Origin of the sequence: Flavobacterium sp. HBTb2-11-1, assembly GCF_009826975.1 — a bacterium.
Classification (GTDB): domain Bacteria; phylum Bacteroidota; class Bacteroidia; order Flavobacteriales; family Flavobacteriaceae; genus Flavobacterium.
On record NZ_WUMO01000008.1, the window covers coordinates 203,356 to 229,853 of the forward strand.

Sequence of the window (26,498 nt, forward strand, 5' to 3'; positions counted from 1 at the left end):
TATCTATTATAGGATAAAACAATGAAAATGAAAATCATGCAGCATAATATTAGAAATTATATAAAAAACTGTCTGCATGATAAGTATATATTTATCAACTTGATATCTGGAATAAATTAAAAAAAACAAAGGCCCATTTTAAATAAAAAACAGGCCTCATCATTTGCACTAAATTGAGAAGTAACATTTTTATGGTCTTGTGCCATTAATTGAATCTCTCGTTGGAGGAACAGTAGTCGGGTTAGTTGACTTTGAAGTTCCTTTCTTTTTATCAGTACGCTGTTTGTTGACTGTATCAGTCTTTCGTGTTGAAGGATACTGCTTATTCTTTTTATGATGGACAGTATCGGTTTTTGGAGAAGATTTTTTCTTCCCCGGAATTGTATCCTGAGCTGATGCAAAACTAAAACACAAAAGCATACAACCAATTAAAAATAAATTTTTCATAACAATCAATTTTAAATTAACAATTTGTTTATCAAACACTTTAGTTTGTTTCATTGCAAATTTTATAAAGAAAGACCATAGATATTTACACTATAAAACTCTCGTTATTACATGATTACCATAAAAACAAATCACTTAAATTATCATTTGAATGGCCTCAATAAAGCAAATACTAAATTCGACAGAAAACAGACAATACGCTTTGCCTGAACGAAAATGGAAATACTATCAGGAGTGGCATCATACTGTTTTTTTTCATTGGGAAGTCCCTGTATATTTCTTGGAGAAATATATTCCTAAAGGATTACTGCTAGACACTTATTCTTCAATGGCATGGGTTTCTCTTGTTTCTTTTGAAGTAAAAAATATGAGATTACGATACTTTCCTCCTTTGCCTTACATTTCTAATTTTGAAGAAATTAATATTAGAACGTATGTTATCAAAAACGGAATTCCTGGCATTTACTTATTTTCTATTGAAACCAATAAATTAATCGAAGTATTGTTTTCTAGACTTTTTATCGGACTTCCTTATGAAAAAGCAGAAATCGAACGTTCAGGAAATCATCTTACCTCTCAAAACATAAAGAAAAATCATCTTCTTGGTTTTAAAATTGGGGAAACAGCCTCTCTTCAAAAAACCGATTTAGATTTATGGCTCACCGAAAGGCATTCGTTATATGAAATGTGCAATGGCAAAATCTGCCGTTTTGATATTCATCATAAAGAATGGGAACTTTTGGATCTAAACGTCAAGATACAAGACATTTGGTATGAGGCTGGACAATTTGTAATTAATACGTATCCCGATAAAATTCATTACGCAGAAAAAACTCAAGTAGTATTATGGGGAAAAGTAGAGACTTAAATTGCAACAAACTGTAAATTATATAATTGCAAAGGATCACTCGTATAAATTTTACGCATATGGTAACGCTATTTTTACACGAAACAATTAAGAACAACTTAAAAATAGCACTATGAATTTAAATGAAAAAGAAAATTACAGTCCAGAAGACCAATATTTTCAAGACGACGAAACCCGATATGAAGATGAACATCAATATGATGATATCGATATTGATGCACCGCCAGCAGATCATTCTATAAGCGAGAATGCAGAACCAGATTATGGCGACGAATTTGACGAAGATCAAATCAACAATCAGCAACTTGACGATGATGGTCCGGGAGGCGACGAATTCGATGAAGAATTTGAAGATGAGGAAGATGAGGAAGACATTGACGATGATGAATTTACTCAGGAAAATTTAGAAGGAGATGAAACAGGAACAGATCCGAATCGGAATTTATAAAAACAAAACCCCGTTTGAGAGTTTCAAACGGGGTTTTGTTTTTAATCGTTTTTGACTACCATTTTATTTAACTTGTCTTTCTGTAATTATAAATCGCTAAAGCATTCAAAACAATAGCAAAAATAAATAAATATAAAAGCTCTCTTCCCACTTCTTGCAGACCACTTCCTTTTAGAACAATAAGCCGAACCACTTTTATAAAATGCGTTACAGGAGTAAACTCTGACATAGTTCTTGCCCAATTCGGCATGCTGTCGGTACTGGTAAAGAAACCGCTCATGAGCATAAAAATCATCATAAAGAAAAAAGCAATAAACATAGCTTGCAATTGTGTATCGGCAAAGGTTGAAATCAAAAGTCCTAATCCTAATAAAGCGGTCAGATAAACTCCTGCAAAAAGATACAACACTAAGAAACTGCCTTGCGGAAATATTCCGTAAATCAAGTACATTACAATAAGGCCAACTGTAAATACAATGATTCCGACAATCCAAAAAGGAATAAGTTTTCCTAAAATAAATTGCCATTTCTGAATTGGCGTTACATTAATTTGTTCAATTGTACCAATTTCTTTTTCTTTTACAATATTTAATGCCGTAATAAATCCGCCAATCAAAGTGAGCAACAAAACCAAAATGCCTGGAACCATATAATATTTGTATTCCGCTCTTGGATTGTACCAATTTGTACTTGTCAAGGTAATTAATGAAGAGGTGGCTGAAGCCGATTGTGGCGGTAGTTTAAACCGAATATCCAAATCATTACTAAAATCTGCCAACACAACATTCAAATAAGCATTTCCAATATTTGATTTCGTTCCGTTGATAGCGTCTGCAGCTATATTCACTTTCTGACTGCCTTCTCTTACTAAGTTTCGTTCAAAACCAGAAGGAACTTCTAAAATTAAATCGGCATCTCCCGTTTCAACCCATTTCATGCCTTCCAAATAAGATGGTGGAGCTGCCACAATATGAAAGTATCCCGAAGAACCTATTTTATTGATTAATTTTTGAGAATAAGAACTGTGGTCATGATCTACGTAAACAATGTTTACACTTTTTACTTCAAAATTAGCGGCAAGCGGTAAAATGATGAGCTGTATTGTCGGCACAAAAAACATCATGGCCAATATGGTTTTGTCTCTAAAGATCTGTCGAAATTCTTTCTGTAATATGAAACGCAGCACTTTCATGACAATCTGATTTTAAATTTTTTCAAAGAGACCGTAAGCAATAAAACGGTCATTACTGCCAATATTAGAGTTTCCTTCCAGATGTATGAAAAGCCCAAACCTTTGAGCATTACAGCTTTTACAATGATGTAATAATAATGCGACGGAATTAAATGAGAAATAGCTTGAAATACCCAAGGCATATTTTCTATCGGAAACATAAAACCAGTCAGAATCAAAGTCGGCACCATCATTCCCATCATTGATATAAGCATCGCAGTTTGTTGCGAATTGGTAACATTTGAAATCAATAATCCAAGAGAAAGACAAGTGATAATGAACAAAATACTTTCTGCAAAAAGAAGCAGAAAGCTCCCTTTAATCTCAACATCAAGCAGATATACTGAAAGAAATATAATAATGATAAAATTGATTATGGAAAGCACTAAAAACGGAATTGCTTTTGCAATTAAAACCATAATCGGCTTGAAAGGCGATACAAGTAAAATTTCCATCGTTCCGAGCTCTTTTTCACGTACAACAGAAACAGAAGTCAAAGCCGTACTGACAATCATAAAAATCAAGGCAATAACGCCTGGAATAAAATTAAGCGAACCGTTTTGCTTTTCGTTGTACAACTGTCTTAATTCTGGAATTATTTGATAATTTAACTTTGCAGACGGATTTAATTCCTGCTGATAGTCTCGTATAATGGTATTTAAATAATTGGTCACAATCGTAGCCGTATTAGGATCTGATGCATCAGCAATTACCTGAATTTTTGCCCCTCCAAGACGTTGCACATCAGAACCAAAATTGGATGGAAAAATGACGGCACATTTAATACTTCCATCTTTAAATCTGTTCTCAATATCATGGTAATTCAAAATCGGATTTTCAACATGAAAATAAGAACTGGACTGTATCTTTTGTATCATTTTTTCGGTATGAATATCGTGTGAATTATCCTGAATAGCAATTCCGATATTTTTGACCTCACTGCTCAATGCAAAACCAAAAAGAACAATCTGTGCAACAGGAAGTCCAAAAAGAATCAGCAGCGTTCTTTTGTCTCTAAAAACATGATAAAATTCTTTTCGAATAAAAGCCAGTAATCTTTTCATACTAATCTGATGTTCTTTTGGCATTTCGCGCCAGTTCATAAAAAACCTCATCCATAGAAACGGCATTGAAGCGTTTTTTTAATGCCGAAGGAGAATCTATTGCTGCCATGCGTCCATCGACCATAATACTGATTCGGTCGCAATATTCGGCTTCGTCCATATAATGCGTGGTGACAAAAACCGTAATTCCGTCTGCTGCTGCCTGATAAATCATTTCCCAAAATTGGCGTCTCGTTATTGGGTCAACACCGCCTGTAGGTTCGTCTAGAAAAACAATTTTAGGCCGATGAAATACCGCAACAGAAAAAGCCAATTTCTGTTTCCATCCCAATGGCAATCCTCCAACCAATTTTTTGGCTTCTTTTTCTAGTCCTAAAGTCAAAATCAGATCCTTGCTTCTTTCTTTTATTTCAGGTCTTGAAACTCCATACACCCCAGCAAAAAATTCAATATTTTCCAAAATGGTCAGATTATCATACAACGAAAACTTCTGACTCATATAACCAATGTTTTTCTTGATTTTTTCCTGCTGTCGATACACATCAAAACCAGCTACGCTAGCTTCTCCCGAAGTTGGAAAAGAAAGTCCGCAGAGAATGCGCATTGCTGTTGTTTTTCCAGCTCCATTGGCTCCCAAAAAACCGAAAATCTCGCCTTCGTTCACTTCAAAGCTAATTTTATCAACTGCTTTAAAATCGCCAAACTGTTTGGTGAGGTTTTTACAAATTATAGCTTTATTTTCCATCCAGCATTTCTTTTGGTTCTCTAGAATCGTTCTGTTCTCTCATTAGTCGAATAAAACTGTCTTCGATTGTAGGTTCTATTTTTTTTACTTCTAAATCTTCTGGATTGTATTTTTGAGCGATAGCTCTAACTTTCTCTTCATTAGCTTTTTCCGAGACTAAAGTAAGATGAAGAAATTCTCCAAAAGCATCGCAGTTTTCAACCTCATTTTCGGTTCTAAGATTTTGCAAAAGCTTATAAATATTCTTTTCTTTTACAGCAAAAAGTGATTTCGGAAAACTGTTTATAATTTGCTGCGGTTCATCGACCGTCATTATTTTTCCGTTTTGGATAAGCGCAATCCTATCGCATAATTTTGCTTCATCCATGTAAGGAGTCGAAACTACGATTGTGATATTTTGTTTTTTAAGCTTTGCCAGCATTTCCCAAAACTCACTGCGTGAAACCACATCTACACCAGTAGTAGGCTCGTCCAAAAATAAAATCTCAGGTTTATGAATCAACGCACAGCACAAAGCCAATTTTTGCTTCATTCCACCCGAAAGTTTTCCTGCACGTCTGTCGTTAAAAGGCTTTATCTGATCGTAAATATCTTTAATCAGATCATAATTCTCTTCAATCGCAGTTCCAAAAATAGTGGCAAAAAACTCGAGGTTTTCTTTTACTGTCAAATCCTGATACAATGAGAATTTTCCTGGCATATATCCTACTTTATTTCTAATTTCCTGAAACTCTTTTACAACATCATGTCCTTCAACAGTTGCTGTACCTCCTTCCGCCAAAAGTAATGTCGTTAAGATTCTAAAAATCGAAGTTTTTCCAGCGCCATCGGGACCAATCAACCCAAAAAGTTCTCCTTTCTGCACTTCAAAAGACACCTCATCTACGGCGACAAAATCACCATACTTTTTTGTAATATTTTTTAATGTAACTGAAGGCATATTGTATTATTTTATTTTGACCAAAGCACTTCTCCATACATGCCAATTTTCAGATAGCCATCATTTTTTACTCTCACTTTTATGGCGTAAACTAAATTAGCTCTTTCATCTTTGGTCGGGATTGTTTTTGGAGAAAACTCAGATTTGTTTGAAATCCATCCAATTGTACCTTGATATTCTTTGTATTTCTTTTCTCCTTGATCTATACGCACTTTTACCTGTTGTCCGATTTTAATTTGCGGCAATTGTGTCCCTGTTATGTAAGCTCTTAAATCTAGCGTTTCAAGATTCGCAATTTTGTATAGCGGCTTCCCCATTACCGCCATTTCGTACTGCTCTGCATATTTTGCCAACACCGTGCCTTTTATCGGATTTACAATCACACTTTTACTCAATTGATCTTGAATTCCTTTTAATTGAACACCAACAGTATTTCCTTGCTCTGTCAAGCTTTCGGTTGTGGTTTCCAACGAACTCTTCTGCGCCGTTATCTGAGCTTGCAACGTCGCTACTTTAGAATTTACATCATCCAATTGTTTTTGCGAAGCCACTCCGCCCTTTACCAATCTTTCAGTTCGATTACGATCTAAAATGGCATTGTCAAGCTGTCTTTTTAAACTCTCAGTCTGAATCTGTATTTGAGGCTTGCCGCTCAAAATCGCTTTTTCATTCTGGCGCAATTGCATTTTACTAATGGCCAATTGTGTACTGTCTATAAAACCCACTTTTTGACCAGCTTCCAATTGCTGTCCTTCTTCGACATTGAGTTGTAAAATCTGACCGTTTGCTTCTGCTGACAGAATGGTTTCAACCGCTTCAAAAGATCCTGAAGCATCAAAATCATTTTCTTTATTATCGCAAGAAAACATGAAAATTAGGGGGATAAGAAAATATAAAAGCTTTATCTTTTTCATAATATATGGAGTTAATTTCCTTTGATTGTTTGATATTCGTATTCTGACATAAGCAATTGAATTTCATGCAATGCTTTTTCTGCTCGTGCATTTCCTTCTTTTTCGGTTGCATTCAGTAAATCGATCAGCGGGCCAGCTCCAGTGTCGTATTTCAGCTGATAGCCTTCGCGAATAGTCTGACGAAGCTTTACAATTTCATCATCATCTTTCAAAATGGCTTTCTGTCGTTCAATATCAGCCGTTTTTTGATTCATCTGAAATCTGGTATTAAATAAAAATGTCTCTTCCTGCACTTCTATTTTTTTCAAATTCTGCTGTGCAAGCTGTTTTTCGTTTGAATTTTTGTACAAGCCTTTTATATCCCATCCAACACTTACTCCAGCTACTCCAACGGTAGAAATTTTATTGGCTCCCAAATTAATTCCAGGTGCCAAAACTACGCCTGCACCAAGTAAACCAATTTTAGGCATCAGGCTGACTTTCTGCATTTCTGATTGTGCATTTACCAAATTTCGCTGACTGGCAAAAAGCAATTGTTCGGGACGTTTGATAATGGTGTCGAGACTAGAAGAATTGAAAGGCTTTCCAAATTTCTCTTGACTGATGTTTTTTCCTATCAAATAAGAAAGCATCGTTTGGTAGCCTGCTTTAGTATATTCAAAATCTTTTTTCTGTCTGCTGAGATTGAGCTGTTCTGCTTTCATTTCGTCAACATCCGTTTTATAGGCCAAACCATTTTCGTGAAGTTTTTTAACCTTATCAATAGTATTGGCAATAATGGCATTTTGTATTTGAAGCTGTTTCAATTGCTCGTCAATAAGCAATACGCCAAAATAAAGCTGATTTACTCGAGAACGTAAATCGTAAAGTGAAACTTCTACAGAAGCCTTATCTGCGTTTGAAGAGGCTTCAATAATCTTTTTCTGTGTTTTGGTAGCACCTCCATCCCAAATCGTCTGGTTGACTTGCCCGAGACCAATAAATTTAAATTTACTGTCGTTTCCCGAGCTTCCCATACTTGGAAAATCTCCAAAAACATATCCTTCAATTGCGGTCAAGCTTATTTGAGGCAAATACGCTTTATTGGCATTGCTCAAAGTATATTCTTTACTTTTTTCAATAAGTTCATATTGTTTAATTAAAGGATAATTCTCAACAGCCAACTGATAACTTTGATCAATTGTCAAAGTCTGAGCTTGTGCTGTTATAAAGGACAAGATTCCAATATATGTAAAGTATAATTTCCCTTTCATTACAGTATAAATTAACTTTTCGTTATTATTAAACAGCTTTGAACATCATAGTAATCCAGATCGGGATTTTTTTCTTACGCTCTTGCATTAGGGCATGAAACTGTTCGGTTTCAAGATTTTTGCTTCCCATGATAATCGGTTTTGCTATAAATGGGAAAACGACCAATCCCAAGAGATTCATCAAAAAATGAAGTGGATTGGGTTCGGTTATTTCTTTATTTTGAACCGCTTCTTGAAATTGCTTGATAAAAACAGAATCATTTACGATTTCTTTAATCGGCAGTCTTTTTAAAAGCCCTTCTGGATTATTGCGGATTTCAGTTAAAATAAAGGTTGGAATTTCTGGCTCTACGCTGATAAAATCAATGTATCGCTCAGCAATAGTCATTACTTTCTGTTCTAAAGACGTTTTTTCATCATTGAAAATTACTTTCATACTTCCTATAAAACCAGTAAAAGTTTCTGTCATTATGATTTCAAAAAGTTTAGCCTTGCTTCTGAAATAATAATTAAGCAAAGCTAGATTCAAACCTGCTTCTTCAGCAATATCTCTTGTTCGTGTTGCTGTGAAACCTTTTTTATAAAAAACAGTTTTAGCTGCTGTTTTTATCTTTTCTTCTGTAGTAGAATCTTTCTTTTCAGATGCTGAAGTACTCATATTTAATATTTTACAGGCAAATTTACGTTTTTTATAAATACGTTAAACAAAAATTTTAATCAAATGATTAATTTTTTTGTTTAAAAGATTCTAAATCACTTTTTAAAACACATAAACAACTGATATAAAACAAATTAAAACTTAAATATACGATATAATTTCTCGTTAAAAAAGAATATCTTTACGCTAATAATTGATTGCTTATTACCGATTTTAAAGAAATTTACTTTTTAATTAATTTCTATCGTGCTTTTTTATGAAGACTTATTTTATCGGAATCCTGATTTTCCTGCTTTCTTTACATGTATTGGGACAAGGGCAGGAAAAAGAAATTAACCAGCAGCTTCAGACTTGGGTTTCTATCAATACGGTTACCAAATTTGCTGACCATTGGGGTGTAATCGGCGATTTCCATATCAGACGAAATGATTTTGTATCTGATCCCAGTTTTTATTTTATAAGAGGAGGAATCAGCTATATTCCAAATTCAAATACTTCCTTAAATCTAGGATATGCACACATGTGGCTTGCTCCATCAAATCCCGACTGGAGTACTTTTTCAGATGAAAATAGAATTTATCAGCAGGCCCAATTAAATACAAAATTTGGAAATGTAAGCATTTTGCAGCGCTTGCGAAATGAACAGCGCTGGCAGGAAAAAATCGTCAATGATAGATCCAGTGGCGATTGGCGTTTTACCAATAGAATTCGTTACCTGATGAGTTTTACTTTCCGAATTTCTGATAAAAAATCTTGGCCTCAAATGGTTCTTTCAGATGAAATTCTGTTGCATTTTGGAGAAGAAGTCGTTTATAATACTTTTGATCAAAACCGCTTTTTTATCGGAATCAGAAAAAATATTAATTCGAAATGGAGTTACGATTTTGGCTATATGAATGTCTATCAGCAAAAATACTCTGGATATCAGTACGACATGAATCACACAATACGATTGTTTTTTTATCTGAATACCAGCATTAGAAAAAAAGCGCCATCTGAAATTGAGAATTCTGGTGATGAATAAAATTTATTTCTAAACCAAAGTATTGTTAGACCTGAAAGATTCAAAAAACTTGAAAGCTCTTTTTTCGGCATAAGAATATTCAGAATCACGAAGCGGAAAAGCGCAATGACCGCCATATTTAGGAGTTTCCAGATATACGTAGGCACTGTCTTTGGCAATCTTTCTTGGGTAACATCTTTCTCCCAAAAATGGATCGTCCAGCGAATTGATAATTAAAACTGGAGTTGTAATGTTTTTAAGGGAAAATTCTGGAGAAACACGTTCGTAATAATCGTCACGGCTTGCAAAACCATGGAGCGGAGCTGTAAAATATTGATCGACCTCATCAAAAGAAGAAATATTATCAATCTGATCACGGTTGATAAAATCGGGAAATTGAGCCGCCTTGTATTTCAGCTTCTTTTTAATATCAATGGTAAAATTCTTTAAATAGACTCTATTAAAACCTTGTTTAAGCACTTCTGCGCTAGTAGCAATATGTGTCGGAACTGAAATAGAAACGGCTGCTTTTACGCGCTCATCTATTTTGGTCCAACCCAAATAATTAAGGAGCTGAACACCGCCCATAGAATATCCTATCAAATAAACATCTTCAATTCCTTTTCTCAATGCAAATCGAACCACTTCGTCAAGATCATCCACTGCTCCATGATGATACAGTCTCGGAAGTCGATTCATTTCTCCTCCGCAGGTGCGATTGTTCCATGCAAAAACCGAAAAACCTTTCTGCAGAAAATAGGCTGCACAACTGTTATTATAGGTTCTTCGCGAATCGCCTTCTAAGCCGTGGCATAAAATAACTGCTTTTTTCGAGTCATTTAAAATATAATCGATGTTGATAAAATCTCCGTCATTTAATTCATGCTTTTCTCTTGTATATTCAGGCACTTCAAACTTTTTTATCAAGGCAGCATAAATGGTAGAAATATGTCTGTTGCGATGAATAATCGAAGGAGAATCATATTCTGAATGTTCAATTAGTGGCATAACAAAGAATTTGGTGGTACTTTACAAAGCTAAGAAATCAATCAACATGTAATTTAATTCTTTCTTTTTATTTGCTTCCTTTTTCAATAATTTAACAGTATGTAAATTTAAAAAAGCACTACAGATCCTAAAGAAAACTAATTGTTAAATATGCAGAAACACTGCTCATGAAGCGTCGACTCAGGTCTGAATGTTTACTTTATTTGTATATTTGTAAAATCGATTTCCAAAAAGCAAAATCCTTTTAATGTTTGAACTTTTACCAGTAGATCCAAAAACCATTTTTCTGCTTTATTTCTGGGGTAATTTTTTTACCTGCATCCTTATTTTTAGTTTTTCATTCTCATATGCCACTAGCGATAATAGAAAAATATTAAAATGGTTTGGCTTAGGTAAATTAATACTGACCGTTGCTTGGATATTGGCTCTTTTACGAAATATTATTCCCGACTTTGCTTCTATTAATATTGCCAATTCGATGATTTTTGGCGCCTGCTGCTTCGAAACCCTTGCAATGCTGTCGCTCATTAAAACACACGCAAAAAGACAGTTTCAAATTCAGATAGCTATTACAGCGGCTGCCATATTGCTTTTTAATATATCGACACTTTTTTATGCCTCGATGAACACTCGTGTTATCATTGGCGGAATTGGTGTTTTTGCCATTTATTTATTGCCTACAATTATTTATTTCACAGAAAAGAAAAAAAGCTTTTTCAAGACTTTTTATGTTTTGTGCTACACAGGATTTGAAATTCTAATTGTAATACGAATAATCCACCGATACTTATATCCTCAAAACCTTATTATTTCTAACGATACTTTTGATAGTTTTTACAGCATCTGTCTGTTTCTTCTCAGTCTGATCGGAATTGTTGGTTTTTTGCTCTTGGTAAAAGAAAAACAAGATCATAAAATCAAAAAACTTTTGAATGACAAAAACCAGTTTTTCTCTATTATTTCACATGATTTAAGAGGCCCTTTAGGATCATCTGTTTCTCTTTCTGAAATTTTGCTGGAAAATATAGAACAGTACAGCCGCGAAGAAATAAAAGAAATATCGGAACTGCTGCACGACTCAAATAAAAACATTTACAAGCTGCTCGAAAATCTTTTGGAATGGTCTAAAGTGCAAACCGGCATGATTACTTTTCATCCTAAAAATATACTTTTAAATGCCTTAATTGAAGAGAATATCGAACTGAGTAAAAATGTGGCTATAAATAAAAACATAAACATTGCTTTTGAATCGGCTTTTTTAGTTGAGGCAGAAGTAGATAAAAATATGATCAGCACCATTTTGCGTAATTTGCTGAGTAATGCCATTAAATTTACAGACAAGAATGGAGAAATTAAACTAAAACTGATCCAAACCAATCAGAAAGCAGAAATCTCTATCACAGATAACGGAATCGGAGTTCCTGACTACATCAAAGAAAAATTGTTCAAAATCAACGGAAAAGTACTGCAGAAAGGTACAGAAAATGAACTCGGAAGCGGACTCGGTTTACTGCTTTGCAAAGAGTTTGTAAACATTCATCATGGAAAAATTTGGGTAGAAAGCGAACAAGGAAAAGGAAGCACGTTTAGGTTTACACTTCCTATTGTAAATTCCGATAACTAAAATTTCAAACTATTATTAAATTCCAATTCTAGAAATTCCAAATTCCAACCTTTCGGCTAAATCTCAATAACTGAAATTCCAAATTCCAACCTCAGTATTAAAAACCTAAATTTCAATCTAAAGTCTGAAATCTGAAATAAAAAAATCCAAATCCCTTTATTCATTGGAATTTGGATTTTAAAATTTTAATGTTTTACCTAACCACAGTTGCCTCCAACTCCACTTTTAAAGTTTCAAAAAGGCTTTTTACCTCCAAAACCGTACTGGTTTGCTTAATCTCATTTTTTTGAATCCATTTTTGAAAAACATCGAAATTCTCGAATAATGAAACCGAATCTGTAGTGTAGACATTTAGTCTTACTATATTCTTCAATTCATAACCAGCATTGCGAATTACTTTTTCCAGATTTTCCAATGTTTTCAATAATTGAGTTCGCATGTCGGCGTTACTGGAAATACCATTCTCATCAATAGCAGTTTGTCCTGAAACATATAAAGTTCCTTTTGCATTACTAACATCAACGGCTTGAACATAATTTCTAGCATCTTGCCATTTCCACGGATTAATTACTCGTTTTTCCATCTTTAATAATTTAATTCTATGATGCAAAAATCGGCAGGCTGTTGATTTCAGAGGCGTGATAAATATCACTATTTAAAAAAGACGGCTTAATGTTTCTCGCGAAACACCCAAATAAGAAGCTAAAGAACTTTTAGGAACGCGTTGCAATAAAGATGAATTTTTAAGGATTAACTGCTCGTATCTTTCGCGTGCATTTGAAGTTAAAAACGATAAAATTCGCGTTTGCGACCCTATGTGGCCAGCAATTGATTTTCGAAGAAAAAAACGTTCCATTTTACGCGAATCTGAACAAAGTTTTTCAAAGTTTTCTAATGAAAGACTATACAGGAGAGTATCTTCAATGCATTCTAAAGTTAACTGTGCTTTACTTTGGGTGTAAAAAGCTTGAAAATCTGTTTCCCACCAATCTTCCATTGCAAAAGAAACAATATGTTTTTTAGCATCCTGATCTTCATAAACCAATTTAACAAGTCCCGAAAGCACGAAGTAAACCTCATTCACCTCATTTCCTTCTTCAATGATAAATTCACCTTTACGAAACGATTTTAAGTCAAAATGAGAAATGATAAATCCTGCTTCTTCATCTGTTAAAGGGACTGTTTTATCAATATGAGTTTTTAAAAATTGTTCAGGATTATTCATAAAGTGCTTTTAAAAGTAAATTTAATTATTAATTAGGCTAATGGAAAAAATCTATACAAAATAAAAAATCCAAATCCCAGTTTGAATTGGAATTTGGATTTTAAATATTGGTATTTAGAAAAGTTTAGTCTAACATAAAACTTACGCTAACATTTGCTGTAATTTCGATTTCGCCAATTGCTAAAGTTTCGTTTGAAGCTCCTCCCATTGCGTCTGCTTCTTTCATTCTCATAGCAGCGTACATAGGCTGTGGGCGGTAAACTTGAGAGTTATCAGAAATTGTAAATGCCTTACCTACTTTTTGTCCTAAAACAGAAACGTATTCTTCAGCTTTTACTTTTGCATCTTTCATCGCTAATTTTCTAGCTTCAGACTCATATTGCGCTAATTTAGATGATTCAAAAGAAACTTTGTCGATTCTATTGATTCCTTGTTGAACCAAACCTTCCATTAATTCATCATACTTAGTCAAATCTTTTACCACGATTTCTACAGTTTGTGTAGCGTTATAAGAAGTTTTCTTTTTCTCATAATCGTACTGCGGATTAAGAGCTACTTGTTTTGTTTTGAAATCTGCTGTTGGAATATTCATTTTTTTGATGAATTTTAAAACAGCATCCATCTTTTCATCATTTTGTTTTTTAACATCTTTAGCATTATTCCCTTTTGTTTCAACCGAAGCTGAAATACAAACCTGATCAGGTGCTACTTTTACTTTTCCTTCTCCAGTAACATTAATTAAAGGTATTTGTTTGATTTCTTGGCCGTAAGACATAGTCATAAACATGATTGTTAAAAATAATACTAGTTTTTTCATTTTTGTTAAATTTTAATGTTTGACAAGAGCATTCCAAAAGTTGTGCCAAGCTTACAGTTTTCCCAATTTTGCCATTCCAAAAAGTATCAAAATCGGAATTGCAAGCAGAATTACCATCAATGTATGGTCTGTAAATAATGATGGCATTTTTATCAAGGTAATTAAATAACCGCCTATAGCACCTCCAAAGTGTGCCGTATGCCCAATATTGTCATTTTTGGCCTTCATTCCATAAATTGAGTACAATAAATACAAAATTCCGAAAAGATAAGCCGGCATCGGAATGACATAAAATATTCCAAGCATCATGTCAGGCTGCAATAATATTGCCGAATATAAAACTCCAGTAACAGCGCCAGATGCTCCAACGGCTCTATAACTATAATCGTTCTTATGAAAGAGCATAGTAAGAAGGCTTCCGAAAATTAAACTTCCAAAATAGACCAAGATAAAAGAAAAATTACCAAGCCAGCCTAGAACTACAGGAGCAAAAAAATACAAAGTCAGCATATTAAAAATCAAATGCATCATATCAACATGCAGAAAGCCAGAAGACAGCATTCTGATTTGCTCGCCAGAACGAATGCTTCCTACATGAAACTCGTATTTTCTAAAAAAATAAAGATCGTTAAAACCTTTGTAACTAATAACAACGTTCGCAACGATAATCGCTATTAAAATAATATTCATAAATAATAATTATTGTGAATGGTAAATATAATCATTCTTAAAGATAAGTTAGCAAGAAAGCAAAATATCAATCGCTAATCATTTTTAATTTATCTTTGTAAAAAAAATTTACATGCAATTTCTTGTTTATATTTTAGCCTACCCTTTACTTTGGCTCATCTCTATACTTCCCTTTCCTGTATTTTACCTATTCTCAGATTTTGTATATTTTTTAGTATATAAAGTTATTGGATACCGTAAAAAAGTAGTGCGCGAAAATCTGGCGCTTACTTTGCCTCATTTGAGCGATGCAGAAAGAAAAGTTGTAGAAAAGAAATTCTACAAGCATATGTGTGATATGTTCCTGGAGATGATTAAAACCATGAGCATGTCTCCTGAAGAAATGGAAAGAAGATTTCATGTAACCAATATTGATCTTGTTCGCGATTATGCTAAAAAGGGAAAAAGCGTAATTTTGGTAGCTTCACATTATGCAAGTTATGAGTGGCTTTTAACCATAAATCCTAAACTTGGTTTTCAAGGAGTTGCGGTTTACAAAAGACTAGCCAATCCTTATTTTGATAGATTAGTTAGAAAAATTCGCTCTAAATACAACACCGAAATGATAGAAACCCGAAAAGCGATTCCGACAATGGCAAAAAACCAGCGTGAAGGAGTTTTGAGCATGTACGGTTTAGCAAGTGACCAATCACCAAAAATGGAAAGAATTTTTCATTCGATGAAATTTATGGGAGTTGAAGTTCCTGTACATACTGGCGCAGAAACACTAGCTAAAAAATATGATTTGGCTGTGATATTTGTGCAGGTTAAAAAAGTCAAAAGAGGTTATTATGAGGCTACATTTATTTCGCTTGCAGATAATCCGAAAGAATTTGAAAATTTCAAAATCACCGAAATGTATTTAAAAGAAGTGGAAAAACAGATTCTAGAAGCTCCGGAATTTTATTTGTGGACACACAAAAGATGGAAACACCGTATTGAATGATATTTAGAAAATAATTTAAATGAAGGTCCGAAAAACAGCATTTGCTTTTCGGGCTTTTTCTTTTAAAACTGAATAATAAATATCTAAATACGTTCTCTTTATCTAATTTGATGTGTTTTTGTAATGATTTTTTTGAATGGATAAAAAAAGGAAACCATTTAAATTTGGTTCTTCTCCAATATCTAAAAAGAACCAAAAAATCATTAACCATGATCCAAAAACTATTTTTTTCATTTTTAGTATCTTTTCTCTTTTTTTCTGTCTTCGCTCAAAGCCCGAAACGAGGAATTGCTTACGGATACCACTCCCAAGCCGACATGCAAGCTTTAAAACCAGGCCTTTCTTGGTGGTACAACTGGTCGCCAGAACCTGATGCCGATTTAAAAGCCAATTATGAATCTCTTGGTGTTGAATTTGTCCCGATGGCATGGGGAAAGATCAGCGACAATGACGTACAAACTTTCATCAATAAAATAAAACCTGGAGCCAAATATCTTTTAGCGTTTAATGAACCTAATTTTACCGACGGTGCAAGATTAACACCGCAAGAGGCAGTAACTGCATGGGCAAATATCGAAAAAATTGCTGCTGCAAAAAATCTAGAAATTGTAAGCGCCTCACCTGCTTACAATGGCCCTAATAATTACGGAGGAATTTCTGATCCTGTTGTTTGGCACAATCAGTTTTTCCAATTATGCCCCAACTGTAAAGTAGATTATATCGCTTTTCATACTTATGATGCCACTGCTGGATCTGTGATTGGAGTAACAGGAATTTTAAAACAATTCAATCGCCCGCTTTGGATTACGGAGTTTGCCAATAGAGTTATACAGACCGCTGAAGAAAAAACAGCTTTCATGAAACAAATTTTAACCAGCTATGAAAATGATCCAGATATTTTTCGCTATTCATGGTTTTCTGGAAGAGTAAATCCAACTTGGACCGATATGTTAGAAGGACAATTGTTAAGTGGTACAAGTGGTGTCCTAAGACCAATTGGAACTGAATATATTAATGTTCCTTACACGGCAAAAAAAATGAATATACCAGGTCGCGTTACTGCCAATAAACATTACAGAAGAAAAGGAACTGGTTTACAGACAACAACAGATTCTGGAACGGGGCAAAATGTTTGTTTCATCAATGAAGGAGACTGGAACGAATTTATGCTGAATGTTGCCAATGCTGGAACCTACAACTTAACTTTTAGAGTGGCATCTCCCGTATTGACAGGCAAATTTGACATTCTAGTAAATGATGTTGTGGTAAAAGCCGATGAAACCTTTCCGCCAACTGGTGACTGGCAGACTTTTGCTAATAAAACGGTAAATGATGTTTTTTTACCAAAAGGCGAGGTGTATTTGAAAATCAAATTCAAATCAAATGATTTTAATTTTAATTTTATCGATTTTGCTGTTGCCAATCTTGGCGTTAACGATAATGAGCTTGAAAAAGAGAGTTTTACGATTTATCCAAATCCTGTAAAAACGCAAGCCACTTTACATATTAAATCAAATATAACTGAACCTTTAACGATCAAAATAATTGATATGAAAGGAGATGTCTGTTTTTCTTCTGCAGATTATTTTACAAATCAAGATATTAAAATTGGAGACAAGCTTCCAAAAGGAGTTTATATTGTAAACGCTTCGTATGGAAATATTAAAAAATCGATTAAAATAATTAAGAACTAATTCATTCCTAACGGAATGAATTAGTTTTGACTAAACAAAAAGCTCTTTAGACAAATCTAAAGAGCTTTTTTTATTTTAAAAACTGAAAATCTTAAATTCCAGCAATTACTTTAATTTCATCAATAATTCGAAGTGCCAATTGATCTGCAGCTGCTTGAGAAGGCGCCTCAGTATAAATACGAATAATTGGTTCTGTATTTGATTTTCTTAAATGAACCCATTCTGTTGCAAAATCAATTTTCACACCGTCAATTGTCGAAATATCTTCGTTTTTATATTTCTCAGTCATTTGAGTTAAAATCGCATCAACATCAATTTGTGGCGTCAATTCGATTTTATTTTTACTCATGTAGTATTCTGGATAAGAAGCTCTCAAAGCAGAAACTGCCATTTTTTTGTTTGCCAAATGCGTCAAGAACAAAGCAACTCCAACCAAACTGTCTCTTCCGTAGTGCAATTCAGGGTAGATAATTCCGCCGTTTCCTTCACCACCAATTACAGCATTATTTTTCTTCATCAATTCTACCACGTTTACCTCTCCTACTGCACTGGCTTCGTAGCTTCCTCCATGAGCTTTAGTAACATCTCTTAAAGCACGAGAAGATGACATATTAGAAACTGTATTCCCTGGAGTTTTACTTAAAACATAATCAGCAACAGCAACCAAAGTATATTCTTCACCAAACATTTCACCGTCTTCGCTGATAAAAGCCAAACGATCTACATCTGGATCTACTACGATACCAAAATCAGCTTTTTCTTTTACTACCAATTCCGAAATATCAGTTAAATGCTCTTTTAAAGGTTCTGGGTTATGAGGGAAATGTCCGTTTGGTTCACAGTACAATTCTACTACTTCAACTCCCATTAATTTTAGAAGTTTCGGAATAATAATTCCTCCTGAAGAATTTACACCATCAACAACCACTTTAAATTTAGCTTCTTTTACTACTTCGATATCTACCAATGGCAAGTTTAAAACTTCATCAATATGAATATCCATGTAAGCGTCATTAGAAATAACTTCACCTAAACTATCCACATCAGAAAAATCAAAAGCTTCTGCTTCTGCAATTTCAAGAATTTTTGCTCCATCAGCTCCGCTTAAAAATTCACCTTTAGCATTTAATAATTTTAAAGCATTCCATTGTTTTGGATTGTGAGAAGCTGTTAAAATAATTCCACCGTCAGCTTTTTCCAAAGGAACAGCCACTTCAACAGTTGGCGTTGTAGAAAGTCCAAGATCAATAACATCGATTCCTAAACCAATTAAAGTATTCACTACTAAATTATGAATCATTGGTCCAGAGATTCTCGCATCACGGCCAATTACAACTGTCAATTTATCTTTCGCAATATTATTTTTCAAGAAAGTTCCGTAAGCGGATGCAAATTTTACTGCATCAACAGGAGTTAGATTATCTCCCACTTTTCCTCCGATCGTCCCACGGATTCCAGAAATAGATTTTATTAGAGTCATTTTTGTGAGTTAGGGTTATTTTTTTACAAATATAAAAAAGTTGCTGAGATACTAAGTTGCTAAGATTCTAAGATTTTAAATTTAACCTATAGGAAACTACTTGCATCTCGTTATTTTTATAACAAAATGATTTAAAAAAGTTTTTATACATTTACTAAAATAACTCAGAATCTTAAAAAACTTCGATTCTTAGAAACTTATAAAAAATGAATTTCTTAGCCCATATATATCTTTCTGGAGACAATGATTTAATTAAAATCGGGAATTTTATGGCAGACGGAATTCGCGGAAAACAGTTTGAGCATTTTCCTGAAGATGTTCAAAAAGGAATTCTACTCCATCGATTCATAGATACTTATACTGATTCTCATGATATTTTTAGGAAAAGCACCAAACGCCTCCATGAGAGATATCACCATTATGCTGGCGTTATTGTAGATATTGTTTACGATCATTTTCTAGCCAAAAACTGGAAAAAATATTCAGATGAAAAATTAGAACTTTTTGTAAATCGATTTTATCATTCGCTTCACGATAATTATGAAATTTTAACTGAAAAAACTCAAGGCTTAATGCCATATATGATTGAAAGAAACTGGCTTGTAAGTTATCGCACAACCGAAGGAATTCAACATATACTAACCCAAATGGACAGAAGATCCAAAAATGTTTCTCAAATGCAGTTCGCTGTCGAAGAGCTTACTGAATTTTATGATGAATTTGAAGAAGAATTCACACTCTTCTTTGAAGAAATTAGAGAACAAGCAAAAGGAAAATTACTTTCTCTTTAAGTCCAATTTAATTTTATTGAACATGAAAAAAATTACATTTTTAATAGCACTTTTATATATAAGCAATAGCAATGCGCAACAGGCAACACCAAATCCGACTGGATTAGTTGTTACAAAAGCTATGGTGGTTTCTGCCCGCGAAGAAGCCTCAAAAATAGGTTCTGACATTATGAAAAAAGGCGGAAATGCTTTTGACGCCATGGTAGGAACCGAGTTGGCGCTTGCAGTTGCTTTTCCGTTTGCAGGAAATATCGGCGGCGGCGGATTTATGGTGTATAGAAAAGCCAATGGCGAGGTTGGTTCTTTGGATTATAGAGAAAAAGCTCCGTTGGCTGCTACAAAAGATATGTTTTTGGATAGCGAGGGAAATGTAATAAAAGGAAAAAGCACCCAGACAGCACTTGCCATTGGTGTTCCAGGCACAATTGCAGGCGTTTTTGCGGTTCATAAAAAATATGGCACAATGCCGATTTCTAAAATCCTTGAACCTGTAATCGCTTTAGCAGAAAGAGGTGTTGTAGTGACTAAAAAACAAGAAAAAAGCTTAAAAGATTATCACGAAAGCATTGTAAAAATAAATGGAGAAAATTCGCTTTTATCTGGCAATTTTAAAGAAAACGATACCATCAAATATCCAGCATTAGCCAAAACTTTAAGAAGAATCCAGAAAAAAGGTAGAAACGAATTTTATAAAGGAGAAACAGCAAAAATCCTAGTCAATTATCTAAAGGAAAAAGGCGGCATTATCACGATGCAGGATTTAGCGAAATATGAAGCCAAATGGAGAAAACCATTGCAATTTACTTATAAAGGTTTAAAAATTACATCAATGGCTCCTCCAAGCAGTGGCGGAATCTGTCTGGCTCAAATCTTAAAAATGCTTGAGCCGTATGATTTAGCCAAAATGGGGCATAATTCGCCAGATGCCATTCAGGTTATTGTTGAAGCAGAAAGGAGAGCGTATGCAGACAGAAGCTACTTTTTGGGTGATCCAGATTTTGTCAAAATTCCGATGAAAGAATTATTAGATGAAAATTACCTTCGTGAAAGAATGGCTAGCTTTAATCCTGAAAAAGCGACTTTATCAAGCGAAATAAAAGAAGGAAAAGTGAATTATGCCGAAAGCACAGAAACTACACATTATTCAATTGTAGATCAATTCGGGAATGCAATTGCGGCTACGACAACACTAAATGACGGTTATGGATCGAAATATTATTGCGACGAGTTAGGTTTCTTTTTAAATAATGAAATGGACGATTTTAGTGCAAAACCAGGTTCTCCAAACATGTTTGGATTAGTTGGAAATGAAGCCAACAGCATTGCTCCGCAAAAACGAATGTTAAGTTCTATGACGCCAACCATTGTAGAAAAAGACGGAAAACTGTTTATGGTGGTAGGTACTCCAGGAGGTTCAACAATCATTACTTCTGTTTTACAGACAATTCTAAATGTTTACGAATATAATCTAAGCATGCAAGAAGCTGTTAATGCTCCACGTTTTCATCACCAATGGCTGCCAGATTTAATTACTTTCGAACCCAATACTTTTGAAACAAAAACAATTGATCAGCTTAAAGCAAAAAACTATATCATCAACGAAAAACCAACTCCTATCATCGGAAAAGTTGATGCTATTTTGGTTCTGCCAAACAAAAATCTAGAAGGCGGAGCTGATTTTAGAGGCGATGACAAAGCTGTTGGTTTTTAATAGTTCTCCGTTTTTATTTTTTTAATCTAACATTATGAACTAATTTTGTAAGAACGATAATTTTAAAACAGAATGCTAAAAAAATATTTCAGAAGACTCGAAAGCATCATTGCTTTGGCACAATCGTTAATGACTCCAAAGCAGTTTCTTTTTTTGTCGAGCGTTCTTATCGGAATATCTTGTTCCCTTGCCGTTATCGTACTTAAAACTTTCGCGCATAGTGTATTCTCATTTGCAACATACATTAATGGAATCCTGAAATTGAGTTTCATTAACAGTATTCTGCCTATTATAGGTATTACATTAACTGTTTTTGTGGTAAATAAAGTTCTTAACGGAAGTATTCAAAAAGGAACTTCTCAAATACTTTATGCAGTTGCGAAAAAAGCCAGTATTATTCCTAGAAAGCAGATGTATGCTCAAATTGTGACAAGTTCGTTGACAGTTGGTTTGGGAGGTTCTGCAGGTTTAGAAAGTCCGATCGTAATTACAGGAGCTGCTTTTGGTTCAAATTATGCCCAGAATTATAAGATGCAGTATAAGGATCGAACTTTGCTGATTGGATGCGGAGTTGCTGCTGGAATTGCGGCTGCTTTTAACGCTCCAATTGCAGGTGTTCTTTTTGCTATTGAGGTTTTATTGGTAGATGTCAGCATTTCTGCTTTTACGCCTATTATGATTTCTGCAGCAACGGGCGCTTTGGTTTCTGCTATCGTTTTGGACGAAAGCATTCTTTTGAGCTTTAAAAAACAAGAATCTTTTGATTACCACAATATTCCGTTTTACGTTATTTTGGGAGTTTTAACCGGACTAGTTGCCATCTATTACTCGAGAAACTTTCAAAGGGTGGAGCATTATTTTGCCAAACAGCAAATTAACCCTTATAAAAAAGCTTTAATTGGCTCATCGTTATTGGCGTTATTAATTTTTATTTTCCCAACCCTATTTGGTGAGGGATACGAAAGCATTAAAACTTTATCTGAAACCGATCCTGGAAAATTGTTGGATAATACTTTATTTGCCGATTTTAGAAATAATCAGTGGGTTTTGCTTTTATTTATTGGCGCTACCATGATGGTTAAAGTATTTGCTTCGGGATTAACTATTGGAAGCGGTGGAAACGGAGGAAACTTTGCTCCTTCTCTATTCTTAGGCTCTTATCTAGGCTACTTCTTTTCTAAACTTGTAAGCATGGTAGGTTTATCTAAACTTCCTATCAGTAATTTTACAATGGTTGGAATGGCTGGAATTCTGAGCGGTTTATTTCATGCACCTCTAACTGCCATCTTCCTAATTGCAGAAATCACAGGAGGTTATGGATTAATGATTCCGCTGATGATTGTTTCTTCTATCAGTTTTGCCATTTCTAAACGTTACGAAAAATATTCACTTGACGTAAAAGGTTTAGCAAAGAAAGGACATGCCTTTACAAGCAACAAAGATTCAAACATTTTATCGACTTTAGATATCGACTCGATTATTCAATGCGATTATTTGACAGTGCATCCAGATGAAAATCTAACTAAATTGGTTGATCTTATTTCGCATTCGAACCAGGTTGTTTTTGCGGTTGTAAATCAAGAGAAAGATCTAGTTGGAGTTGTTCATTTTAATGATATACGAGAAATTATTTTTAATTCTTACCGCGTAAAATACACCTTTATCAGAGACGTAATGAAAGCGCCTGCTGCAACAATCTCTACACTCGACAGCATGGAAATTGTAATGCGTAAATTTGAAACCACCAAATCTGCTTTCCTTCCTGTTTTAAGAGACGGGAAATACCACGGATTTATTTCCAAATCAATAGCACTAGAAGCTTATCGAACAAAACTCCGTTCAATGACGATTGAATAAGCTTTAATAAGTAAGAAAGTCCAGCTATAAAAACGATCGCTATTTTGTTATTATTTGTAACATAAACTTTTGCTATCGAGCACTAAAAGAACAAATCAAAGTGGTAACTTTGCGTTTTGCTCAAAATTATGTTAGATAAAGACAATACTATTGAAGTTCTTGGTGCAAGAGTTCATAATCTAAAAAATATCGATATATCTATTCCGCGTGAAAAACTGGTTGTCATTACTGGCTTATCAGGATCGGGAAAATCTTCTTTGGCATTTGACACGATTTATGCTGAAGGCCAGCGCCGTTATGTTGAAACCTTTTCTGCCTACGCAAGACAATTCCTTGGCGGTTTAGAGCGTCCTGATGTAGATAAAATTGACGGACTTTCTCCTGTAATCGCAATTGAACAAAAAACTACCAGTAAAAGTCCGCGCTCTACAGTTGGAACGATTACCGAAATTTACGATTTCCTGAGACTTCTATATGCACGTGGTGCAGATGCCTACAGTTACAACACAGGCGAAAAAATGGTTTCGTACTCTGATGAACAAATTAAAGATTTGATTATTCAGGATTACAAAGGAAAACGCATTAATATTCTCGCGCCAGTTATTAAGGCCAGAAAAGGGCATTATGCCGAATTATTCCAGCAGATTACCAAACAAGGATTCTTGAAGGTTCGTGTAAACGGCGAAGTTCAAGATTTGGTTGCAGGAATGAAATTGGATCGTTACAAAACTCACGATATCGAGATTGTTGTAGACAGAATGGTCATTGAAGATAATCCTGATACGCAAAAAAGATTATCAGAAAGCATCAATACAGCCATGCATCACGGTGAAGATGTTTTGATGATTTTGGATCAGGATTCTAATGAAGTACGTTATTTCAGTAGAAACTTAATGTGTCCTACAACAGGAATTTCGTATCAGAATCCAGAGCCGAATTTATTTTCGTTCAACTCTCCAAAAGGAGCTTGTCCTCATTGCAACGGATTGGGAACTGTGCACGAAATCAACGTCAAAAAGATTATTCCGAATCCGAAATTATCAATAAAAGCAGGTGGTCTTGCGCCTCTGGGCGAATATAAATCTTCATGGATTTTCAAGCAATTGGAAACCATCGGGGAAAAATTCGGATTTAAAATAACTGATCCCATTGAGAAAATTCCAGAAGAAGCCATGCAAATGATTTTGTATGGCGGGAAAGATAAATTCTCTATCAACTCAAAAGATCTTGGCGTTACAAGAGAATATAAAATTGATTTTGAAGGAATTTCTAATTTCATTAAAAATCAATATGACGAAAGTGCCACAACAACTATAAAACGTTGGGCAAAAGATTTTATGGACGAAATTAACTGTCCTGTTTGTGAAGGTTCACGTCTTAAAAAAGAAGCTTTGTTTTTTAGAGTAAATGAAAAAAATATCACCGAATTGTGTGATATGGATATTTCAGATTTGACGGCATGGTTTTTAGATTTAGAAAACCATCTGACAGACAAACAGCTTTTAATTGCTTCTGAAGTTGTAAAAGAAATAAAAGACCGCTTGAACTTCCTTATGAATGTTGGTTTGAATTATTTGGCTTTAAGCCGAAGTTCAAAATCGCTTTCTGGTGGTGAAGCACAACGTATTCGTTTGGCGACACAAATTGGTTCGCAATTGGTGGGTGTTCTTTATATTTTGGATGAACCAAGTATTGGCCTCCACCAAAGAGATAATGAAAAATTAATTCAGTCGCTAGAGCAATTACGTGATATCGGAAATTCGGTTATTGTGGTAGAACACGATAAAGACATGATTGAAACCGCCGATTATGTAATTGATATTGGTCCAAAAGCGGGAAAATATGGTGGACAAATCATCAGCACAGGAACTCCGAAAGAAACATTAGCATCAAATACAATTACTGCTCAATATTTGAACGGCAAAATGAAATTCGACATTCCGAAGAAAAGAAGAAAAGGAAATGGTAAATTTTTAAAACTTACTGGAGCAACTGGAAACAATCTTAAAAACGTTTCTATTGAAATTCCGTTAGGACAGTTAATCTGCGTAACGGGTGTTTCTGGAAGCGGAAAATCGACTTTGATTAATGAGACGCTTTATCCGATTCTAAATGCACATTATTTTAATGGCGTAAAAAAACCGCAACCGTATAAAAAGATTGAAGGTTTAGAACATATCGACAAAGTAATTGACATTGACCAAAGTCCGATTGGTAGAACACCACGTTCTAATCCGGCAACGTATACGGAAGTTTTTACTGAAATTAGAAATCTGTTTACCATGACTTCTGAAAGTATGATTCGTGGTTACAAAGCGGGACGTTTTAGTTTTAACGTAAAAGGAGGACGTTGCGAAACCTGCGAAGGTTCTGGTGTTAGAACAATCGAAATGAACTTTTTGCCAGATGTTTACGTAGAATGCGAGACTTGTCAAGGAAAACGTTTCAACAGAGAAACTTTAGAAATTAGATATAAAGGAAAATCTATTTCTGATGTTTTGGATATGACGGTTGATGAAGCGGTTCCTTTCTTTGAAAACATTCCAAAAATTCACAGAAAAATCAAAACAATTCAAGATGTTGGTTTAGGTTACATTACACTTGGACAACAAAGCACAACGCTTTCTGGCGGTGAAGCGCAACGTATAAAACTAGCAGGAGAATTGTCTAAAAAAGATACTGGAAATACATTTTATATTCTTGACGAACCTACAACTGGATTGCATTTTGAAGACATTCGCGTTTTGATGGAAGTAATAAATAAATTGGTGGACAAAGGCAATACCATTCTAGTGATCGAACATAATATGGATGTTATCAAACTAGCAGATTATATTATCGATATTGGGCCAGAAGGCGGAAAAGGTGGTGGACAATTGGTTGCCAAAGGAACTCCAGAAGAAGTGGCTCAGAATAAAAAGAGTTATACAGCTAAGTTTTTGAAAAAAGAGTTAGAGTAAGAGTGATCTTTGTAAATATTTAAAAACCTAGTGTATGTAGAATTTTGTTTTTTTAAACAAAACAACCACAATTCTTTGTCATTTC

Annotated in this window: 24 protein-coding genes; 10 read left to right on the forward strand and 14 right to left on the reverse strand. The window is 34.4% G+C overall.

Annotation, left to right across the window (positions count from 1 at the left end; genetic code table 11):
* Nucleotides 1-189 precede the first annotated feature (189 nt).
* On the reverse strand, nt 190-447 hold the full coding sequence (locus GR162_RS18280; RefSeq protein WP_160783293.1) for a hypothetical protein: 258 nt from the start codon (nt 445-447) through the stop codon (nt 190-192).
* Nucleotides 448-598: 151 nt separating this feature from the next.
* Between GR162_RS18280 and GR162_RS18285 the strand changes: the two genes are divergently transcribed.
* Nucleotides 599-1,315 (forward strand): YqjF family protein, encoded by a 717-nt coding sequence (locus GR162_RS18285; RefSeq protein ID WP_160783294.1) that lies wholly within the window; start codon nt 599-601, stop codon nt 1,313-1,315.
* 112 nt (nt 1,316-1,427) lie between these two features.
* Entirely contained in the window at nt 1,428-1,763 is a 336-nt protein-coding gene (locus GR162_RS22190; RefSeq protein WP_202393968.1) for a hypothetical protein, read from the forward strand.
* A 67-nt stretch (nt 1,764-1,830) separates the two neighbouring features.
* Here the strand turns inward: GR162_RS22190 and GR162_RS18295 are convergent, their stop codons facing one another.
* The 7 genes from GR162_RS18295 to GR162_RS18325 are packed head-to-tail and all read right to left on the reverse strand — an operon-like array spanning nt 1,831 to nt 8,568.
* Nucleotides 1,831-2,955, reverse strand: a complete 1,125-nt coding sequence (locus GR162_RS18295; protein ID WP_160783295.1) for an ABC transporter permease — start codon at nt 2,953-2,955, stop codon at nt 1,831-1,833.
* Nucleotides 2,952-4,058, reverse strand: coding sequence for an ABC transporter permease (locus tag GR162_RS18300; RefSeq protein ID WP_160783319.1), 1,107 nt, complete (start codon nt 4,056-4,058; stop codon nt 2,952-2,954). The genes GR162_RS18295 and GR162_RS18300 overlap by 4 nt, the downstream gene beginning before the upstream one ends.
* Before the next feature lies 1 nt (nt 4,059).
* A complete protein-coding gene (locus GR162_RS18305) occupies nt 4,060-4,803 on the reverse strand; it encodes an ABC transporter ATP-binding protein (protein ID WP_160783296.1) in 744 nt (247 codons plus the stop codon).
* Nucleotides 4,793-5,743 carry an ABC transporter ATP-binding protein gene (locus GR162_RS18310; protein ID WP_160783297.1) on the reverse strand — a complete coding sequence of 317 codons (951 nt, stop codon included), beginning with the start codon at nt 5,741-5,743 and terminating at the stop codon, nt 4,793-4,795. Before GR162_RS18310 ends, GR162_RS18305 begins: the two co-directional genes overlap by 11 nt.
* An 11-nt stretch (nt 5,744-5,754) precedes the next feature.
* Nucleotides 5,755-6,657 carry an HlyD family secretion protein gene (locus tag GR162_RS18315; RefSeq protein ID WP_160783298.1) on the reverse strand — a complete coding sequence of 301 codons (903 nt, stop codon included), beginning with the start codon at nt 6,655-6,657 and terminating at the stop codon, nt 5,755-5,757.
* 11 nt (nt 6,658-6,668) lie between these two features.
* Entirely contained in the window at nt 6,669-7,910 is a 1,242-nt protein-coding gene (locus tag GR162_RS18320; RefSeq protein WP_160783299.1) for a TolC family protein, read from the reverse strand.
* A gap of 28 nt (nt 7,911-7,938) precedes the next feature.
* On the reverse strand, nt 7,939-8,568 hold the full coding sequence (locus GR162_RS18325; RefSeq protein ID WP_160783300.1) for a TetR/AcrR family transcriptional regulator: 630 nt from the start codon (nt 8,566-8,568) through the stop codon (nt 7,939-7,941).
* 256 nt (nt 8,569-8,824) lie between these two features.
* Here GR162_RS18325 and GR162_RS18330 point away from each other — a divergent pair, with 256 nt between their 5' ends.
* The gene (locus tag GR162_RS18330; RefSeq protein ID WP_160783301.1) at nt 8,825-9,592 is read left to right on the forward strand and encodes a DUF2490 domain-containing protein; all 768 of its coding nucleotides are present in this window, start codon (nt 8,825-8,827) and stop codon (nt 9,590-9,592) included.
* Between the two features lie 9 nt (nt 9,593-9,601).
* On the opposite strand, the gene GR162_RS18335 is transcribed toward GR162_RS18330, so the two are convergent.
* A complete protein-coding gene (locus tag GR162_RS18335; protein WP_160783302.1) occupies nt 9,602-10,579 on the reverse strand; it encodes a YheT family hydrolase in 978 nt (325 codons plus the stop codon).
* A gap of 247 nt (nt 10,580-10,826) precedes the next feature.
* Between GR162_RS18335 and GR162_RS18340 the strand changes: the two genes are divergently transcribed.
* Nucleotides 10,827-12,203, forward strand: a complete 1,377-nt coding sequence (locus GR162_RS18340; RefSeq protein ID WP_160783303.1) for a sensor histidine kinase KdpD — start codon at nt 10,827-10,829, stop codon at nt 12,201-12,203.
* Nucleotides 12,204-12,396: 193 nt separating this feature from the next.
* Here the strand turns inward: GR162_RS18340 and GR162_RS18345 are convergent, their stop codons facing one another.
* From GR162_RS18345 to GR162_RS18360, 4 genes are all read right to left on the reverse strand, one after another.
* A complete protein-coding gene (locus tag GR162_RS18345) occupies nt 12,397-12,786 on the reverse strand; it encodes a RidA family protein (protein WP_160783304.1) in 390 nt (129 codons plus the stop codon).
* Nucleotides 12,787-12,858: 72 nt separating this feature from the next.
* Complete coding sequence (locus tag GR162_RS18350) at nt 12,859-13,428, reverse strand: Crp/Fnr family transcriptional regulator (RefSeq protein ID WP_160783305.1); 570 nt, start codon at nt 13,426-13,428, stop codon at nt 12,859-12,861.
* A gap of 124 nt (nt 13,429-13,552) precedes the next feature.
* Complete coding sequence (locus tag GR162_RS18355) at nt 13,553-14,245, reverse strand: SIMPL domain-containing protein (RefSeq protein WP_160783306.1); 693 nt, start codon at nt 14,243-14,245, stop codon at nt 13,553-13,555.
* Between the two features lie 51 nt (nt 14,246-14,296).
* Nucleotides 14,297-14,935: a rhomboid family intramembrane serine protease gene (locus tag GR162_RS18360; RefSeq protein WP_066034135.1), complete on the reverse strand. Its 639-nt coding sequence runs from the start codon at nt 14,933-14,935 to the stop codon at nt 14,297-14,299.
* A gap of 112 nt (nt 14,936-15,047) precedes the next feature.
* On the opposite strand from GR162_RS18360, the gene GR162_RS18365 reads away from it, so the two are divergent.
* Entirely contained in the window at nt 15,048-15,920 is an 873-nt protein-coding gene (locus GR162_RS18365; protein WP_091136391.1) for a lysophospholipid acyltransferase family protein, read from the forward strand.
* Between the two features lie 209 nt (nt 15,921-16,129).
* A complete protein-coding gene (locus GR162_RS18370; RefSeq protein WP_160783307.1) occupies nt 16,130-17,614 on the forward strand; it encodes a glycosyl hydrolase in 1,485 nt (494 codons plus the stop codon).
* A gap of 91 nt (nt 17,615-17,705) precedes the next feature.
* On the opposite strand, the gene glmM is transcribed toward GR162_RS18370, so the two are convergent.
* Nucleotides 17,706-19,094, reverse strand: coding sequence for a phosphoglucosamine mutase (gene glmM / locus GR162_RS18375; protein WP_160783308.1), 1,389 nt, complete (start codon nt 19,092-19,094; stop codon nt 17,706-17,708).
* A gap of 206 nt (nt 19,095-19,300) precedes the next feature.
* Here glmM and GR162_RS18380 point away from each other — a divergent pair, with 206 nt between their 5' ends.
* From GR162_RS18380 to uvrA, 4 genes are all read left to right on the forward strand, one after another.
* A complete protein-coding gene (locus GR162_RS18380; protein ID WP_091136401.1) occupies nt 19,301-19,885 on the forward strand; it encodes an ACP phosphodiesterase in 585 nt (194 codons plus the stop codon).
* Between the two features lie 22 nt (nt 19,886-19,907).
* A complete protein-coding gene (ggt, locus tag GR162_RS18385) occupies nt 19,908-21,596 on the forward strand; it encodes a gamma-glutamyltransferase (protein WP_091136405.1) in 1,689 nt (562 codons plus the stop codon).
* 72 nt (nt 21,597-21,668) lie between these two features.
* Entirely contained in the window at nt 21,669-23,453 is a 1,785-nt protein-coding gene (locus GR162_RS18390; RefSeq protein WP_160783309.1) for a chloride channel protein, read from the forward strand.
* A 128-nt stretch (nt 23,454-23,581) separates the two neighbouring features.
* Complete coding sequence (gene uvrA, locus GR162_RS18395; protein WP_160783310.1) at nt 23,582-26,413, forward strand: excinuclease ABC subunit UvrA; 2,832 nt, start codon at nt 23,582-23,584, stop codon at nt 26,411-26,413.
* Nucleotides 26,414-26,498: the final 85 nt, after the last annotated feature.